This window comes from Lysinibacillus sp. NPDC056185, from assembly GCF_047737915.1.
Lineage (GTDB): Bacteria > Bacillota > Bacilli > Bacillales_A > Planococcaceae > Lysinibacillus.
Genome location: NZ_JBLLLQ010000002.1, coordinates 233,434 through 251,911, shown reverse-complemented (window position 1 = coordinate 251,911; position 18,478 = coordinate 233,434). Strand labels below are relative to the sequence as shown.

16 protein-coding genes and 1 pseudogene are annotated in these 18,478 nt (G+C 33.4%); 4 read left to right on the top strand and 13 right to left on the bottom strand.

Going from position 1 to position 18,478, the window contains the following annotated elements; all coding sequences use genetic code 11:
* Positions 1-15: 15 nt before the first annotated feature.
* Together ACMZ42_RS03650 and ACMZ42_RS03645 are read left to right on the top strand one after the other, a co-directional pair.
* Complete coding sequence (locus ACMZ42_RS03650; protein ID WP_415730610.1) at positions 16-222, top strand: DUF3311 domain-containing protein; 207 nt, start codon at positions 16-18, stop codon at positions 220-222.
* Positions 223-229: 7 nt separating this feature from the next.
* Positions 230-1,711, top strand: a complete 1,482-nt coding sequence (locus ACMZ42_RS03645) for a sodium:solute symporter family protein (protein ID WP_415730668.1) — start codon at positions 230-232, stop codon at positions 1,709-1,711.
* 1,023 nt (positions 1,712-2,734) lie between these two features.
* Here the strand turns inward: ACMZ42_RS03645 and ACMZ42_RS03640 are convergent.
* The 7 genes from ACMZ42_RS03640 to ACMZ42_RS03610 all read right to left on the bottom strand — a co-directional run bounded on the left by ACMZ42_RS03640 (position 2,735) and on the right by ACMZ42_RS03610 (position 11,063).
* Positions 2,735-4,297, bottom strand: coding sequence for a glycoside hydrolase family 10 protein (locus tag ACMZ42_RS03640; RefSeq protein WP_415730609.1), 1,563 nt, complete (start codon positions 4,295-4,297; stop codon positions 2,735-2,737).
* Between the two features lie 893 nt (positions 4,298-5,190).
* Entirely contained in the window at positions 5,191-5,967 is a 777-nt protein-coding gene (locus ACMZ42_RS03635; protein WP_370076449.1) for a GNAT family N-acetyltransferase, read from the bottom strand.
* Positions 5,968-6,228: 261 nt separating this feature from the next.
* Positions 6,229-6,663, bottom strand: a complete 435-nt coding sequence (locus ACMZ42_RS03630; RefSeq protein ID WP_415730608.1) for a YxiJ family protein — start codon at positions 6,661-6,663, stop codon at positions 6,229-6,231.
* Between the two features lie 760 nt (positions 6,664-7,423).
* A complete protein-coding gene (locus ACMZ42_RS03625) occupies positions 7,424-7,768 on the bottom strand; it encodes a hypothetical protein (protein ID WP_415730607.1) in 345 nt (114 codons plus the stop codon).
* 643 nt (positions 7,769-8,411) lie between these two features.
* The gene (locus ACMZ42_RS03620) at positions 8,412-8,567 is read right to left on the bottom strand and encodes a hypothetical protein (protein ID WP_169786300.1); all 156 of its coding nucleotides are present in this window, start codon (positions 8,565-8,567) and stop codon (positions 8,412-8,414) included.
* 549 nt (positions 8,568-9,116) lie between these two features.
* Positions 9,117-9,986, bottom strand: a complete 870-nt coding sequence (locus ACMZ42_RS03615; RefSeq protein ID WP_415730606.1) for a PhzF family phenazine biosynthesis protein — start codon at positions 9,984-9,986, stop codon at positions 9,117-9,119.
* 30 nt (positions 9,987-10,016) lie between these two features.
* A complete protein-coding gene (locus ACMZ42_RS03610) occupies positions 10,017-11,063 on the bottom strand; it encodes an ornithine cyclodeaminase family protein (protein ID WP_415730605.1) in 1,047 nt (348 codons plus the stop codon).
* A 134-nt stretch (positions 11,064-11,197) separates the two neighbouring features.
* On the opposite strand from ACMZ42_RS03610, the gene ACMZ42_RS03605 reads away from it, so the two are divergent.
* Positions 11,198-12,646 carry a PLP-dependent aminotransferase family protein gene (locus ACMZ42_RS03605; protein WP_415730604.1) on the top strand — a complete coding sequence of 483 codons (1,449 nt, stop codon included), beginning with the start codon at positions 11,198-11,200 and terminating at the stop codon, positions 12,644-12,646.
* Positions 12,647-13,187: 541 nt separating this feature from the next.
* Here the strand turns inward: ACMZ42_RS03605 and ACMZ42_RS03600 are convergent.
* From ACMZ42_RS03600 to ACMZ42_RS03590, 3 genes and pseudogenes are all read right to left on the bottom strand, one after another.
* Positions 13,188-13,510 (bottom strand): annotated as a pseudogene (locus tag ACMZ42_RS03600) (flavoprotein); the annotation flags it as partial.
* 313 nt (positions 13,511-13,823) lie between these two features.
* Positions 13,824-14,729, bottom strand: a complete 906-nt coding sequence (locus ACMZ42_RS03595) for an NAD(P)/FAD-dependent oxidoreductase (protein WP_386842868.1) — start codon at positions 14,727-14,729, stop codon at positions 13,824-13,826.
* Between the two features lie 871 nt (positions 14,730-15,600).
* A complete protein-coding gene (locus ACMZ42_RS03590) occupies positions 15,601-16,209 on the bottom strand; it encodes a DUF998 domain-containing protein (RefSeq protein ID WP_415730603.1) in 609 nt (202 codons plus the stop codon).
* A 391-nt stretch (positions 16,210-16,600) separates the two neighbouring features.
* On the opposite strand from ACMZ42_RS03590, the gene ACMZ42_RS03585 reads away from it, so the two are divergent.
* Positions 16,601-16,828, top strand: a complete 228-nt coding sequence (locus ACMZ42_RS03585) for a tyrosine-type recombinase/integrase (protein WP_415730667.1) — start codon at positions 16,601-16,603, stop codon at positions 16,826-16,828.
* 233 nt (positions 16,829-17,061) lie between these two features.
* Here ACMZ42_RS03585 and ACMZ42_RS03580 read toward each other — a convergent pair whose 3' ends face one another.
* The 3 genes from ACMZ42_RS03580 to ACMZ42_RS03570 all read right to left on the bottom strand — a co-directional run bounded on the left by ACMZ42_RS03580 (position 17,062) and on the right by ACMZ42_RS03570 (position 18,242).
* Positions 17,062-17,427 (bottom strand): hypothetical protein, encoded by a 366-nt coding sequence (locus ACMZ42_RS03580; RefSeq protein ID WP_415730601.1) that lies wholly within the window; start codon positions 17,425-17,427, stop codon positions 17,062-17,064.
* 105 nt (positions 17,428-17,532) lie between these two features.
* Complete coding sequence (locus ACMZ42_RS03575; RefSeq protein ID WP_415730600.1) at positions 17,533-17,928, bottom strand: hypothetical protein; 396 nt, start codon at positions 17,926-17,928, stop codon at positions 17,533-17,535.
* A 53-nt stretch (positions 17,929-17,981) separates the two neighbouring features.
* Positions 17,982-18,242, bottom strand: coding sequence for a hypothetical protein (locus tag ACMZ42_RS03570; protein ID WP_402872865.1), 261 nt, complete (start codon positions 18,240-18,242; stop codon positions 17,982-17,984).
* Between the last annotated feature and the right edge of the window lie 236 nt (positions 18,243-18,478).

Here is an 18,478-nt window from a genome sequence, read left to right as displayed (position 1 = left end):
AAAGGAGATAGAAAAATGACAAAAAAAAGGCTCTGCTATTTACTCTCGTTCATTGCATATTTCGGAATGCCATTAGGAGTTCCTTTTATCAAAAATGTCGAACTATATGTCCTAGGTCTTCCATTTTTATTATTTTGGATGGTTTTATGGATCTTTTTAGGAACAGGGTTAATGATTATCGTTCATCGTATAAATCCTAATGCAAAAGAGGAGACGGAATAATATGATAATTTCAGTTGGAATCATTGCAATATTCTTAGGTATTGCTTTATTTTTGGGCATTATGGCTAGTAGAGGTAAAGATATGAGCCTTGAACAATGGAGTGTTGGAGGCCGTGGATTTGGTTCTATCTTCATCTTCTTATTAATGGCTGGTGAAATTTATACAACTAATGCATTTTTAGGGGTAAGTGGTTGGATGTACGGGAAGGGCGCCGCAGCATTTTTTAATATCGCGATGTTGAACTATGTAATTGCTTACTGGTTGACACCTAAAATATGGGCTTATGGAAAGAAACATAGTCTACTATCACAATCTGATTTTTTTGAAAAGGCATATAATAGTAAAATTCTCGGCACACTTGTAGCTATTGTAGGGTTAGCAGCTTTAATTCCTTATTTAGTCATTCAATTAAAAGGTCTTGGCATTATCGTTTCTGAAGCTTCGTATGGAGCGATTGATCCGAAATTAACAATTTGGATTGGCACAATTGCTATGATTGCATATGTCATGGTTTCAGGAATTCATGGCTCGGCTTGGACAGCTGTTATTAAAGATATTCTTATTCTGGGTGTTGTGTTATTCCTTGGTATCTACTTACCTATACATTATTATGGCGGGATTCAACCAATGTGGGAGGCAATTGAAGCTGTTAAACCAGGTTTTTTAACGCTTCCAGACTCAGGTTTTAGTGCCTCATGGTATATTTCAACAATCATGTTAACATCATTAGGGTTTTATATGTGGCCACATACATTTATCGCTACTTTTTCAGCGAAAAGTGGTAATGCCTTAAGAAAAAATGCGATTATGCTTCCTATCTATGCGTTATTTTTATTATTTATTCTATTTACTGGAGCAGCTGCAATTTTACAAATTCCAGAGTTAGAAGGAGGCGCTGTAGATTTAGCATTATTTAAAATCTCCACACAAACATTTAATCCAGTCATTGTAGGCTTTATTGGAGCTGCAGGGTTATTAACTGCAATTGTTCCAGGTTCAATGATTTTAATGTCTGCAGCTACGTTATTTGCAAAAAATGTTGTAAAACCAATTCGTCCTCAAATTAGCGATCAACAAATTGCTATCATTGCTCGTTATTCAGTTCCAGTGATCGCACTAATTGCACTGTACTTTACTTTTAGCGGTGGTGGAGCAATTACGTTATTATTTTTAATGGGATATGGTCTAGTTACTCAATTCGTACCAGCAGTTGTAAGTAACTTTATGAAGAAAAATCCATTAACTGTACAAGGTGTGTCTGTTGGGATTATTGTCGGAGTTTCAATTGTAGGTTGGCAAGCAGCTACAGGAGCTCATCTAAGTAAGCTGTTCCCAAGCTGGCCATCTTACATACAAGATATCAACATTGGTTTCCTTGCATTGACTGTTAATATTTTAGTAAGTTTAATTGTTAGTGCGTTTACAAGGAAAGTAACTGTTAAAAATGATGGAATTACAAATGAGAAAACAGTAGAAAACACTCCATAATATCATTTATATTTTCGCGATATTCAGACTTTATGAAAAACGCAAATATCAATTGATTCAAAATTTAGTAGGAGATTTACTAATTTTTCTAGTCAAATTCCTGTTAATTCGTCATCAAATGAAGTCGTTGTGAACGAAATTATTATTCTGACCAATTGTTATGAAGAATATTGTGGCTATTTTAGAATCACAACAGATTCAAGTGAAATGTCATGAAAATAACGATTTTTTCTAAAAAACATGTCAATTTAAACTTATAAATAAGGATTATAACAAATATTTGGATGATCATGGCCAAGTCAGATAAATAAAAGATGTACACGTTGAAATTAAGTAATTGATATTGGATGTTTAACAATTTAAATCCAAATTTAATTAAAAAGAATCCGTTTTAATCTAACGTGTAAAATGGATTCTTTTTTATTCAACTATATGGGTGATAAGATTAACAATTTTTATTCAAGAAATCATCGAAGTCTAAAATATTTTGTCATTGAAATAATATTTAGTTATTTACGTCCATTTATATCCGTTTCGTCTCACTATTATTAGTATACTTTTCACTGATACATAACTTCCTATAATTTATATTATGTAAACTAAAATTATTTTGCGTGGAGGAGGGACTGGATTCGTCTACTACTGTACATGGACATCTGTATATGTACAAGAACTTGCAGACACTTTGGACAAGAACTTCCGGACACCCACTGACATAGTATCTTAATTTATTTTCAATTCGGACAAGAACTTGCAGACACTCATATAAAATTAAGTGTAGTCTTTTAATAAAAATTCATTAAAATGTTGCTTTAAAATAAAGTTTGTTCAAAAATTCTTCACAAGCCAGCATTTTACGATAAATAAAAAGAATCCATTTTGTCAAAAGATTGATCAAAATGGATTCTTATCCCTCAAATTTAAGATTGGTTTTTATAAAAAAGATCGATTATTTTCTACCAACAGGCTTTGAATCTATAGGTTTTTCTGGTTGCTCTGGCCCTTCAGGTGTTGGCTCTATTGCTACTGGTAAGGATTTCCGTCTTTTAGAACAAAAGCAGTTTTACTTTCCACACCTGTAGCAGATATAGACTTTATACCATATGTGTATACTTTACTATTATTTGCAATAGTATCTACATAAACAGTATTACCTTGTGTGTTATAAACCACGTCTACTATATTTTTAACGTCTTCATATGATCCTTCTTTTGTACCATCAAATCGGTATATTACATATTTCCTCGGTTGAGTACTATTTTTATCTGTAATTGTAAGCTTCATGCCGAAAGACTCTTTACTCAATTTAACATCAGTTGGACTTAAAGGTATTGCAGAGCCTTTCCAATAAATTGTAGGTGTTAAAGCTTTATAATTGTATAGTTGCTGATTTAGATAAGAAGCATATCCAAGAGCGTTATTGTTAATACTTCTTAGAGAAAAATGCATTTGCCCTTGAGCATTTTTATTTGCTCTGTTGGCGATTACTTGGCTGATAAGTTCCGTCTTATTATTCCATGCAGTATCAGAATCATTTCCAACTTTATAATCGGCCATGCCAATATATAAATTAACAGGATGGGCTTTTGCGTACGTTTGAACTTCTCTTCCCCACCAATCTAATAAAACAGAGTAATTTGCTGCTTTAAGATTTCTGGACCAATAGATTTGAGGAGCAATATAATCGATACTTCCATCTTTAATCCACTGTCTTGTATCAGCGTAGATATCATCGTAGTTACTCATTCCATTCGTGTTACTACCAGTAGAATCTTGCCCTTTGTTTCGCCAAATTCCAAACGGAGATATTCCATATTGAACATGAGGTTTAATTGCCTTAATGCTTGCATAAACCTTTTTCACTAATTGATTAACATTATTTCTGCGCCAGTCTTCAATATTATTGAAAGAGCCACCATACTTTTTAAAAGTTTGTTGATCTTGAAAAGTCTCTCCTTTTATTTTATAAGGATAGAAGTAATCATCCATATGTACAGCATCGATATCATAGTTGCTTACTAATTCTTCTATGGTTGATAATAAGTAATTTTGAACTTCCGGCAAACCAGGGTCTAAATAGTATTGTTTACCGTATTTCACTACCCAATTAGAATTCTTACGGGCTACATTGTCGGCAGCAAGATTAGACAAAGATTGCGAAGGCATAGTGACCCTATATGGGTTTACCCAAGCGTGAAGTTCTAATCCACGCTTATGTGCTTCGTCCAGCATTATTTGCAATGGATCAAAACCTGGATTGGTCCCTTGTGTATTCCCTGTTATAAACGATGACCATGGAGCAAGCTTAGACGGGTACAGTGCATCATTTAATGGCTTAACTTGAAAAATAACTGTATTAAAGTTATCAGCTTTTAATTTGTCTAAGGTACTTTGAACCCATTGAGTATATTGGGTTTTACTCATACCTGCCTTCATATCAATATTAGATACTGTTGCAATCCAGGCTGCACGCATTTCATTTTGAGGTAGTGAATTAGCTGTAGCCTTTTGATTTGTAAAAACAGGAATAAGTAAAAGTAAAACAAAAAAAGTTACTAAGCACTTTCCAAAAAAATTTTTAAACATAAATAATGAAATCTCTCCTTTTAATTCTCAGCTATTAAAACCTAGCTGTTACTATAATCTAAGTAAATACCATTTCAGCCTATTCTATAAAAGTAGGAACTGATTTATCCTTCTAAATTTTGTCGGCAGGACCCCCTATTGGTAATTTCAATTGTTTGCGAAGCTCGTTGGAAAATTTTATTCTGTTTCTTCGCTCACTATATAATACCACAAATCCCCAATTATTCTCCCTTCACCGGTAATCTCCATTTATTTAAATTCTTGACGCCAATTTTATGATAGCGTTGAATAGCAATCATTTGGTCAATTGTTAAGTTTGTTTGATAAAGTGGACCATAAGGTGGAAGGATTGGAAGAAAATCTTCACAAGATAAACATCAGTTTTAACATAAATGTCCAATAAAAAAACCATCTCAAAGGATAACTGAAGAGATGATTTTTATAAAACTTTATTATTTGTTTATCTTAGGATAACGACATTCAAACATATGTAAATAAAGAGTTCAAACATATTATATATATCAAATATGTTCGAACTCTTTTGTTGTTGCTTTGTAAAAAATATTGATTAAGAAGGTGCTACAAACATTGACTTAATGACAGAAGAAAAACCATCATTTTGAAAAAACATTGATCAAAATGAGAGCTTTTTTAGTACATTTGAATATTATTTTGTAAAAAAGATTGATTATTTCGGAAAGCGAATCTTCAACTAACGCACCCCGTTAGCCATCCATGTAGCGCAAAAACCAGCGCTACACCACAGAAAATGAAAGATGATTAAGTTCTTTCATGGGAGTTGAATAAGAAAAGAAACGCTTATGCCACAATCGCACCCTTTAACGGAATAACACATGAGCTTCTATTAGCTAGTTTTTTAATAAGAGGCTCTACTACTTGGTAGAAGGTGACTGGCAGCCATAAGAGTATGCAAGACATAGAAAACCACTCTTTTCTAGGATAGGCCTACTCATTGAACTGGCGTCAACAGTAAGGAAAGGATGCCCATTTTCATATGCCTTTTTTGCACGAGTAGCTAAAAGTGCTGTATAATAACCTTTTCCTCGGAACAACGGTAGTGTTGAACCTCCCCATAAGCTGGCGAAGGAGGATTTTTCTTCCAAATACATCCAAGCTGCACTTACAAGCTGACCATCTTCATAAATTCCATAAAGGTATAGGGATTCAGGATTATTCTGTTTATCTCTCCAAAGTCTTTCTCCCAGCTCAGCATGCGGTACATTCCAGATGGCATCTTCTAGAACAATAATGTCTTGAATGCCTTGTTCATCTGTTATTTCCTTTAAATTGAAGTGTCGGTCATTATTAAGTAAGGGGTGCTGTTCATCTAACTTCATGACCATTAGTGCTTCAGGGTCATCTATTGTGAATCCTTCTTGTTCAAGAATATCTTTCAAACTAGCAGGCTTGTCGTAGTTATACACCTTCCACTCAAAATCCTGCTCAAGGTTACTAAAATAGTTTAACTCGTTCTTAATAATTTCTCTTACATCGCCTTCGTTTACATTAGATGAGACAATGAACCCTTTTTCACCAAACTGTGAAATGTGACGCACGACATGTTCTGTTTCCTCTCTTATGTAACCTTTTACTTGAGCCTCTTGTCGAAGTTCTTTGTGGAATAGTGAGATTAATTCATTTTTATCCATGGGCTACCCTCCTATATTTTAAAAATTCTTTTTCTAACGAATCTTATTCCATTAATTAACATATTTATTAGTACCAATTATTTCAAAAGAAGACGTTCGACTCAATCTTTTTTTTCGTAAAAAAGACGCTTTTCTTTGTTCCATAATCGCGCCCTTTAATTGAATAACGATTAACCTTCTATTAGCTGGTTTAGTTCAATAAAGAAAAAAGGGCTGTCTATGCAACTCATTTTATTGAATTTTGTTGTATAAATTTCAAGTTCATTTCTCAAAAGTCAGATTTATTTTTGTGTAAAGACTCTGTCGTTTTAATGGATAATGGTTATTTGACAACAGCTGTAATAATAATTTTCTTGCTTGTTCAAAGATTTTATATTCCTGAAAGAAATGATTATAGTTTGCAATCCGGTCTTCAAGAAATTCATATTGATTATAGTATTCAAAAAAAGACTTATAAAGCATGTCAATTTGTCCTTGTGGAATTTGATTTGTCATATCTTCTAAAACATAACTTAGCGTTCCAGATATGTTCACACAGTAATAACGAAAATCTTCATAGAAATCCACCTCATCCTCATCGGATAATTTCAAAAATTCTGATCGAAAATCTTCACATATTTTATTAATATCACTAGTAGGAAATGGCTTTCTTAATTCGGTTTTAATTTCAGCTAGTTGTTTTAAAATATCATCCATATTTTCACCTCTATAAGTGTGTTATTTATCTATTTTATCAAATTAGTTTATTAGACAAAGCACAAACCTTTCCAAAGCGTCGTTTTGGGAACCTTTCATTAAAGAATTTTATTCAATAATATGGCCCGATTGTTGAACATTTGTTAGATAACACTATTCAACTAAACTGCCGTTAGTTGAATAACAGTACTCCAATGAATCCGTTTAAAAAGCATCTGGTAAATGGTGCTCTTTATCTTTTCTTAATGCTTCAACTGATGTAATTTACTAATTTTCAAAATAATAATAGCGCTATGAGACGTATCGAGATTCAGTAACGCGTACCGTTGCCCATCTCGATTACTTTCCCAGCGCATAAAAAAGTCTTTATCCTTTGTTAAGATAAGGTATCAACCAGCTTAGTTTGTTCACACTTATGAATAATTTTCATAAATATTGGACAAATCTGCATTAAACGATAATTAGCATTATTTAAACGAATAATCCCCTTTTGAACGATAACGATAATTAGAAAGTTGTGACCAAGGTATTTATATTATGTAAACTAAAATTATTTGGCGTGGAGGAGGGCTTGGATACGTCAATTCCCCATAATATCTGTTGTACATTTACAAGAACTTCAGGTCTTTTGGGATAAGAACTTCAGGTCTTTTCTTGTTGTAAAAGGACCCGACAGCATAGATATTTTTTAACAAAATAAACCAGGTACTCAATAATTTTGAGCCTGGTCTATTTTTTTATTCATGTCTTATATACCAGTTTACTTCTTTTTGTTTGCATGCCTTTTCGCAAATGTAGAAGGGGAAAATGAAACTTTGTATTTCCCTTCAAGTTCCTTCCTTACTTTTTCCGTTAGCTTTAATCCTTGTTGATTATGTATTTCTTCAAGTTCAATCCCATTAGGAACTATTCCATCATTAGCCCAATCAATCCACTCACCATATTTTAATATCCATTTTGTTAATTCCGATTGTAGTTCGATGGAAATTGGAACATATGATATTTCAAAGTTACTGAGGCATTTATTACACCATATAGCATCAGCTCCGATATCTGCTTCTACTCTTAAATCATATGTTTCATCACATATACATTGTTCAATCATTGCTTTTTATCTCCTCTTATCTTTTCTCTACTATTTTTTGAGTAAAGAGATGATTTCTTTGTTTTGATCAATTTGGATTTTAATATTTACTCAAATGATCTGAACCCATCTTAATAGTAACGCTACTAACAATATAGGTATTAATGGAAACAACAATCCAACCATATCTACCGTATCTCCAGAAAAATTCATGCAACCCCTTCTCTATAACATAATTTTACCATATATAGAATTCGGTTTAACAATTAAACAATATGGCCCTTTTCATGAAGAAAGATGCTTTCCTCATTACAAAAAGCGCCCGATTGTTCAAGATCGTTTTCAACTAAAGCCCCTGTAATTGAAGTATAGGAACGATTAAATAATGCAGGTTTAAAGCGTCAAATTTACTGATTTTCATTCAGCTAACACACTCTGAATAATTTTGAAAAGCACTATAGTAGACATGTTTCTATATTTGCATAAAAAGCTGCATAGACAATATTCAAAGGAAAATCCAAGAAATGTTGGTTTTACAGCATTTCTTGGATTTCGGTTTCTTTCCAAACTTTTATTTGGGAACGTTTATTATATTTATTTTGTATGCTTTATAAATATTGTTGCAATAAAACACAGGTTAATTTATTGACTCTAATTTTTATGTCTATTCTTTACAAAAATCTACAAATTTTTTTGCCTGTATTAAGGACATACCTGTTTGCTCTCTCAAAAACTTCACCGCTTTAATTTCACCGACTGACTTTATTTTCTCTTTTACTAAGGCAATCAGTTCCTCATTATAGATTTTAGTATAATCCATTTTTTCGCCCCCTCGTGTAATTAAAGTTTAACATTCCCAAAGCGAGATTTTGGGACTTTTTGCTCTTAACGTTGTAAATCCAAATGAACAACAATAAGTAATTATTTTTTATTTTGGCTCTGTTAAATTATTATGTTGATAATCGAATAATAAATTAAGGAAGCCCTAACGAGTTTCCTTGATTTTGATTCTCTATGGTCCAAAAATTCCATTTGCCAACAGTAACAGAAATATAAATATTGATAACGGTATCATAAATGTAATGTTTGAAAGAATACTGAACACCTTTACAGTTATATTTTTAGACCTGACCCCTAAAATTAACGACACAATAAACCCAATGTCTATTAAAACATATAAGAAAATTGGAATCCATAGATTTATATTCGGAGACCTAAATACAAAGAAAATAAATAATGCAACTAAGAACATTGGCTATAATAATAGCCAATATATTACCAAGGATAAAAAACAGCCATAATAGATGTAACATAACACCTAATCCGGCTATCTTATTATTTCAATTTATTAGAAATTTATATTCTACAATTATATTTCAACCTCTGTTTCAGACAAATTCAATGCTTTTCCGCCCACCTTTACCTCAATAATTTCTTTCCCTTGAGTGGTTAACGCTATAACTATTTCTGAAGGTTTTTTCATAGAGTAACCTTGCTCAACAGATATATTAATAACATGTTCAGGTTTGATTTTACCATATTTATATAGATAACATGAAAGGGCACCATTGGATGTACCAGTTGCAGATTCTTCTGGAATTCCATATAAAGGTGCCAAATTTCTACAGTGAGCATTTGAACCCTTTAGTGATTCAAGGGTAAAAATATGATAACCAATGGTATTATATTTACTGCTGATATTTGTTACTTTTTCAAAATCTGGCTTTATAGAATTTAATATATCTAAGTTTCTAATCGGTACAAGTATATCCCTAAGGCCAGTAGATACAATTTGCACTGGTAGATCCCCCAACATTTCATCTATAGTAATATTTAAGGAATCTGCAATTTCCTTCTTGTCTATTATTTCATAATAGCTTGGAGCATTTTGATCCATCATAATTGATAGGTCTTCCATTACTTCTACATTTAAAATTCCAGCCTTTGTTTCTTGAGAATATTTTCCTGGTTTAATATATCCTTGGCTTGAAAGTGTATAGAACGCTGCTATCGTTGCATGGCCACAAAGATCAACCTCTTCATTAGGTGTAAAGAATCTAACCTTGAAGTCAGCAAGGTCTGACTTCATGACAAAAGCAGTCTCACTAAAACCGATGATACCTGCTATTTTTTTCATGTCCTCATCTGATAAATAATCAGCGCTAAGTACCACTCCGGCAGGGTTCCCTCCCTCAATGGATTTTGCAAATGAATTTAATGTATAAACTTTTAACTTCATAATATGATCCCTCCAAATTGTATATCGATTTTATATTTGCACGATTGTCCCAACATTCATTTCTTCTGCTTTTGATACAATATAGTTTGCAACTGCAAGATCCTGCAATGCTATGCCAGTACTATCAAAAATCGTAGTTTCTTCATCACTTGTACGTCCTTTCGCATTTCCAAGTATGAATTGTCCGATTTCAGTCAAATTGTTTTTGCCTAATATACCAGCCCTTATAGCACTTTGTGTTTCTCCGACTGTCGATGCTTGTGTAATATCATCTACATATACAGAAGCTACCTCAAAGATCTTTTCATCTATTTCCTGTTTTCCAGTCATGTCTGCCCCCACACAGCTGAAATGTATGCCTGGCTTAATCCACTCCTTAAAAATCAGTGGTTTTCGCGAAGGCGTTATCGTAATTACTGCATCGGTTTCTTCCAAAGCTTTCACTGGATTTTCTACAGCTACAAACTGAACTGACTCAATTCTTTGTTTCCAGCTCTTATTATAAGTATCGTTGATATCATTTATGATTTTATCTAGTTCCGTCTTTATTGAATACTGGAATTTTGATGCATTTTCATATTTTACGGGGTCATATATATATACCTTGTTGATTGTCTGAACTTGAGATAGAGTGGCTGCTATTTGAAAAATCGCCTGAACTCCTGTACCTACAATCATTAGTGTTTTTGAATCTTGTTTTGACAGGTGTTTCACGCCTATTGAACCTGCTGCTCCAGTACGCATTCCTGTCAAATAACTTGCGTTGATCATTGCCTTAGGAAACCCATTCTTCAAATCAAATAACATAGTCAGCCCAGTTATAGCTGGAAGCCCTTGATTTTTATTTTCACCAAACCATGAAACGAGTTTTAATCCAAACACATCTTCTTCATTAAGCATCCCTGATTTAATATCCATTTCTGCCCTACCCTCAAAAATCACCTCAGATACCATGGAGAATAGTCTCACCTGATTGTTGGCTTTAAGCGCATAGGCTTTTTCTACACATGCTACTGTATTCTTGATATCTAGAATGTTCTTAACATCATTATCACTTAGAATTCTTATTGGTACCATAGTTATCATTCTCCTTTTTAATATCTGTTAATGTAATTGTATTTGAACAACAACAAAAAGTATCCAACCATTCTTGGTTGTTATTTAACCAACCAAATGATAGAGTAAAAATACTATGATTTTGGAGGAATTTTATGTTGGATATCAACTGGAGACCTGATAGAAATAGTCCTATTCGATTGAATATACAGATTGTTAACTTCATAAAAGATAAAATAGCAACTGGAGAATGGCCAGTTGGTTTCAAATTGCCAAGTCAGCGGACACTTTCTGAAATTTTCTGTGTAAACAGAAGTACCATAGTATCTGCCCTTGAAGAGCTGGCAGCTGAAGGCCTTATTAGCGGTAATGCTGGTGGAGGTACAAAAGTAATAAACAATACATGGACATTGTCCATTAATCATTCACATAATTGGCTTCCCTATATATCTTCGGGATTACATCAAACAAATCAAAATATAATGCAGCAGATCAATCAGGCTGAATTCCAACCTGATATCATCAGAATGGGGTCCTGCGAACCTTCCCCTGAATTAATACCTAACAAAATGATTCAGGGCGTACTAAAAAAACTGTCTAAGTCTATGGCATCGCTGGGTTATGAAGAACCAAAAGGAAATATCCATCTAAGAAGAGAGGTATGCACATACCTTAAAACAATAGGAATAGAAGCTGATCCATCCTCAGTTTTGATTACCTCTGGTGTTTTGCAGGCACTGCAGCTTATTTCCCTTGGCCTTTTGCACACGAACTCAGTAGTATATGTTGAAAAGCCATCCTACCTATACTCTCTTAGAACCTTTCAATCGTTCGGAATGCAGCTTTCGGGAATTAAGCTGGATGAAGAAGGTATAGAAATAAATGAATTGGTTGATCGACATAGGCGGAGAAAAGGAGCAATGCTTTTTACAATACCTACTTTTCAAAATCCTACCGGGAGTGTCATGTCACTTGAAAGAAGAAAAACGCTTGTTGATGCGTGTGATAGGGAACGTTTGCCTATTATCGAGGATGATGTATATAGGGAGCTTTGGTTTGATGAACAACCTCCACAGCCAATAAAGGCATTTGATAACAATGGACTTGTATTATATATTGGTGGAATATCGAAAAATTTAAGTCCTGGTCTCAGGATTGGATGGATTGTTGGATCAGAAAAAGTCATTGAAAGATTGGCAGATATAAAAATGCAAACTGATTATGGAACGAGCTCACTCTCCCAGAATGTAACCACAGAACTATTCTCTAGTGGTCTTTATTATCAGCATAACGATATAATGAGGAAAAATGTTAAGATCCGAAGAGATGTTGCTCTTGAAGCATTAAAGAAATATTTTACCGGCATCGGTACATGGAATATCCCTAGGGGCGGATATTTCATCTGGCTTAAGTTAAATGAAGGTATATCCATGTACCAGCTTTTTACTAAAGCCTTAAGTCGGAAAATACTTGTTCACCCTGGAGATTTGTATGAGTTTCACTCTGATCAATATTTAAGAATTTCTTATTCTTATGCATCCTTAAATGAAATTGACTATGGAATTAAAACTCTTTCAGAATTGGTAGCAGAACAAATTTTTTAAGTTTCATATAGAGATTTAAATATGGCAGATAATTATAAAAATGAGTATTGAATAACCACTGTATGAGATTCGAAAGCATCATCAACTCCTCTAGTTCCTGAAGTTTTGAATCATTAATCTATCTAATTTCCTAAAAAACCAATTGTCTCATAACTCAAATAACCTATGCGCAGAACCCGAACTTTAACACAAATATCCATAGTCCTGCGTATTTGTTCGGCCCCCTAAAGCAAATTACGGCATACTATCCCCTTTTCTTAGCCGTTAAGTGCTTAGAAAAGAGGATAGTATTGTTCATAAAAATGCTTATTGGATTCGTTAAATATGTTAGCGTTTATATTCGGGCTGTTCTAGAATAATCGGATTCGGATTGCTAAGTACCCATTGCACTGCCAACTCGCATAGTCTCGCAGGTTCCTCATCTCCATCGCCTTTGTGAAGTTCTTTCGCTAAAGTGATAGACTCCTGAAGTGCAGCGGGATGTAATGGCGTACCAAAGCTAATGTAATGGTTAAAACTTTTGAGCATTTTACGAAAATCATTATCCCAGTTGATCAGGTAACTCTAATTCCAACACGTTTCGGAGCTTCTTCATCATCTGATAAATATGCTGTTATTGAACACTTGTTCATAACCCGTTATAAATGTTGGTGCACGTCCATAGCTTTTAGCTCCGACTATATAGAAGTCCTTTTCTGGTTGGCCTAATATTTCTTCTCCATGTGCTCTTACTGTGCCACAACTATGCACATTTGGATCAATTAGTGTCGCTAAAGCATGCACACATTCTGCTGCTGAATCAATTGAAAAGCGTAGTTAGCAATTAATCGTAAGATCCGGTCGATTTCCTGCATTGAACACAAGTCCCATTCTTATTGAACTATAGCACCCTGTTCGTTGAAGTAGAATAAAGAGCTTATTCAATAATTGCGCCCGATTGTTGAATAAGTCTATAAACTAAGTTGTGCCGTTAGTTCAATAACTTCAACAAAAATATTTTAATCCTTTTTAAACAACAAGAAAAAACGAATTCTAAAATCAAAATCCGTTCTTCGTAAATTCTTATACTAACTCTAAAACAATGTTTGGAGTATATGTGGCAACACATTGGCGCTGATGTGTTTAATTATATTGGCAAAGCTCCTATTTAGTTAAAGCAGAAGGTGTTATGAAGTAATCAAAAGCGTTCCATCGTTAGATCAGTATTTACTGAAACCGCAGCTTTATTACCTTTAGCAGCTGAAATCATTAAAGAGGATGGTTTAGATCTTTCTGTTTCCCCTGCGATATATATGTTTTTTTGGGTTGTTCTACCAACACCATCTGTTATAACTTTTCCATTTTCATGAATTTCACAGCCAAGCTTCTCAGCAAACTGATTTGGGCGATAATAAGATGGGGCAACAAATCCACCCGATCTTATAATTGTTGCTCCTGTTTCAAACTCTATTTTTTGTAAGTAACCGTCATTACCTATTAAGTCTTTTATCTTTTCCGATATAACTTTGATATTGTGTTTTTGTAACTCTATTTTACCTTCTTTAGATAATTGAACTCCATTCGTTAAGACAACCAAATCCTGCGACCAATTATAAATTAACTTAGTCAAATGCAGTACATGCTCTTCTTTTTCTGCAATAACCACTAATGGCTTATCTTTTTGCTCCCAGCCGTCACAATATGGACAACTAAATAGACTTTTCCCATAAAACTTTCTTATACTTGCTATAGTAAATATTTCTTGAATACCGGTGGCGAGTATTATTTTTTCTGAAACAAATTCCTCACTAGTAGATGTTTTGACAGTAAATCGCTCATTACCTATATCCTTTATGATTTCAGTAACTGTTGCAGTAAAATATGATACGGACGGGTAATTCTCCAACTCTTTTAACGCTATTTCTTTAAACGCTTGTGGTTTTATCCCATCTCGAGTAATAAATCCATGTGACGCTTGTGTCACTCTATTCCTATTCATTCCATCGTCAAATAATGCAATGTTTCTCCTAGCCCTTCCTAAAGTTAAGCTAGCACTTAACCCAGAAGGACCTCCACCTATAATGATACAATCAAGGACATTCATTTTTTTACCTCCGTATTGATTTTGTTTTATTTTGAATTGTTATTTGCAATAGAGAACTACATTATTTCCCCCATCATGGATTTCCATTCTTTACACACTAATATTAAATTTGAAAAGAACTGACGGTGTGTTTAGCGACAACAGGAGATATTGCTTTTATTTTTATTCCTAAATCTGAACATCAATAGTATAGTGAGACTACAAAATCATTCATGAATAATAAGTTGTCAAATCAAAAAGATCAAATTATCGTTATTGATAAAATGACCCTATTTTATATCGAATTATTCAGTTTAATTCCAATTAAGCAACCTCTTCACAATGTGCGGAGTGTATGTGGCAACAAATAGGTGCTAGTGAGTTATATAGGCTTAGTTCCTATTTTAGTGGAATCGAGTCTATTTTTCTTATACATATTCAACTTTAGCTTCCTCAACTGAAATACTCTATAGTTAAAGAAGGAATCAGACGCTTATTCCACAAACCTGGCCCGATTGTTGAACACATGTAAAACACCACTCTTCAACTAAACTACCCCGTTCTTTGAGAAAACAACCTATATCTTTTATTACCTAGAAGTTTAAGAAATAGGCTTTAATGTACAATTAATAATTGATACAAGCTCCTTAATGCAACATTGGAGTTGATTTAATTGTTGTAGTAAATAAGGGCATCTTTGGTAAAAAGAGGATAGATAGAGCGAATTTGTTTAAGCTTTTCTATCCTTTTAATTTTTATACATATAATGTGTGACATTAAATAAGAACTCACTATTTATAATAGTTTCAGCTTATAATTTGACTTTAAATAAAAGCAACAATCACGCGTGTTTGTTTAATTGTTAAAAACCTCCTACCAATACATTCATTTATCAAAGAATGTAAACGAACCAGATGCTTACGACAATAAACCAAATGTTTATTGACAACAGGAATACTCGCTCACAAATCCCAAAGATAAATCGCAAAGGCTTGAACATAGTTACAATAACAGCCCCAAGCGAGATAGAAGAAACTATGGTTACGATGTTAAAAAATTGATTTAGATTTTTAAAGCCTTCCAGTAGTTTTAAATGACTTCCTCCACGATCAATGACCATATAGGAAAAAGCGAACGCAAGAATAGCAAATAAGTAATGGAGTTTTCCTTGAACCGTAAGTTTTTCTCCTTCTAGGTCAGTTGGAAAGAATAACATGAGGATACGGGAGATGACCATTAGAATGATTAAAATCGGAATGGACGCGGATATGGAGAAGCGATCTTTTACATTCAACAACACGATAGAAAGTGACAATGCCCCTAAATTGCTGAACCAAGCGTAAATTAAAAATAAATTTTTTGTAGCACCTACACCGTAGTCACTTACAGCATGTCGAATAGGATGATAGCCTGTTTTCTTAAAGTGAAGTATGAGAAAAAGAATGAAATAACTCAAAAAGAACAATACGGCCACAATCGATAGGATTTTCTCGATGGACAAATTCAGACCTCCCAAAGTTCATCAGATTCAGTTCCGCAACAGTTCCTTCCCCGTTTGTTGAAGAGCATAATCGACAATTTAATTTTAAATACTTTATTATTTTTTAAATTATGATTTAAACGACTTTATTATCATCATCCAAAAAAATTTTTCAAAGGTTCTTTCTTTTTATACAACTTGTTTCATTAACATGGGAACAAGTTGATTTGGTAAATGAATGGAAAAGGAAAAAAAAACATATATTGCCCCTTCATCCCCACTTAATGCCGCTTCTAGCATCCTATAAAGCTTCTTTAAGAATATACCAAATTTATCCATCAGAACCTGTTTTCCTAAATAAAAATCGTAAAGCATTAGATCCGCGGGGTTTGCATGTCATTTTTAAAAATGTATTGAAAAAGCAGGCCTCCCACCTACCCGCTTCACGCTACATCACTTACGGCATACTTTTGCAACATTGATGTTACAGCAAAATAAAGAAAACGTTGATTTACGAACATTTCAAGAACTACTGGGTCATGAAAGTATGACATCAACTCAAGTCTATACACACGTTGAATTTGAACAGAAAAAGAAAGCAATTGATTCTTTTTTAATATTTCGATTTCTTATTCTTTAAGAGGAAGCAACTACCCGTAATTGGGTAGTTATTTTTTATTAGAAAAATCGTAACCGTTCAAATGATTTGGATATAGAATGATAATGATTAGTTGTTAACTGCGGTTGATAAGGATTATTCATATTTGTTGACGGCATTGAAAATCCTTCTGATTGAAACCCGACTTGTTGACGATAAGAATAAGGGTTTCAATCAGTTGTCTGAAACGGTGATGTTACATTTTTACCTTCTATTTACGGATTAGAAAATAGTGTAGCATTATTTGAATAAGGACTTGTATTCGATAACATTGCGTGCTCCATTTTAAAAAAAGTAAAACGAATTAGTTGATCTTTAAATTCATTAATATAGTGTGGATTTTTTAATAGATTTTCAAATGCTACTGGTAGTTGTTCATAGATCGTTTCTAAATCCAATAGTTCACCAAACTTCTCTTCCATTTCTAATGCGGTTTTAAGAACTGTTTCCAATAACATCTGTGCAGTACGTAGCTGTTTTAATTCTCGAGAAGACCTAAGGAAATAGCTATCTAAAGCACCTAAAGACGATTTTTTAGAATGTAATAGCAGCATTCGAATAGAATTATCTTGGACCCCCATATCATGGAATATGCCTGCTTATTGAATATCGTAGTCCGTGTGGGGTAAAATACTTTTCTGTTTTAGTTTTCTTTTTCATGTCACTTCCATTGGAGACCGGCATTTCTATAATCCATCCTTTTTAACAATGTAATTCATCTGTTTGTTAGCAAAAGCCTTTCCTTTTAAACCATAAAGCAAAGGATCGTCTGGTGGCTTTCCTTGAGCATATGCACAAAGTACAGCCATTGCTTTTGGTGGGATTGGAAGTAATCCTTCTCTATTTTTTGAATTAATGATTGGTGTTTCTATTTCCTCCTGATTATTTTTTATATCTTCCCTTTTTAGCGATTTAACCTTTAGTTTGATTAAATTCGTATTACGTAATCCAGTATAAATACCCAACAGCATCGGTGCGAGAATGTTTACTCCATCTGCTTGTAATTCATGTGCTGCTTTATATACTTGATACAGCTCCATAATATTCTTTAGAAAAATGCGTTTCACCTGAATAATTTTCAATGGTTACGTTCAAAAATGGATTATTATTTACTACCCCCTCATTATTTAAGTATCTATATAGAGAAGTCATTGTACTTTTCTGTTGATTTAGTTCTTGGCTTATAGATTTCATAGTTATCTTTTAGCCATTTTTTGCAGTATTTACTTGTTACATTCTCGTTTGTTGGTTCTAATTCTAGGCTCTTCATATGTTCAGAAATCTTTTTAATTTTTCTCTGATATACTTTTTTCGAATTTAATGACCAAACACTATATTGCTCTTGCTCCATATATGCTTCTTCTAAAGTGCTTTTTTCTGTAATCGTGTTATTCATTTAAACGGACAAACCCCAAGTTAAATACAAATTAACGTTTAGAAGTAGCGTTAACATTGTATAACTTGGGGTTTTCCCCATTGATTGTTGTTTTTACAGTCCTTTGACTAATAAATAATGTTTATCGTACAAACACTTGTGAAAGAAGCTTCATATATAATATTCGTGTTTTATTTAATCAATAAAGTATTTAGCCGATGGACGAATAGCATTTTTATCATCTTAATACGAATGTT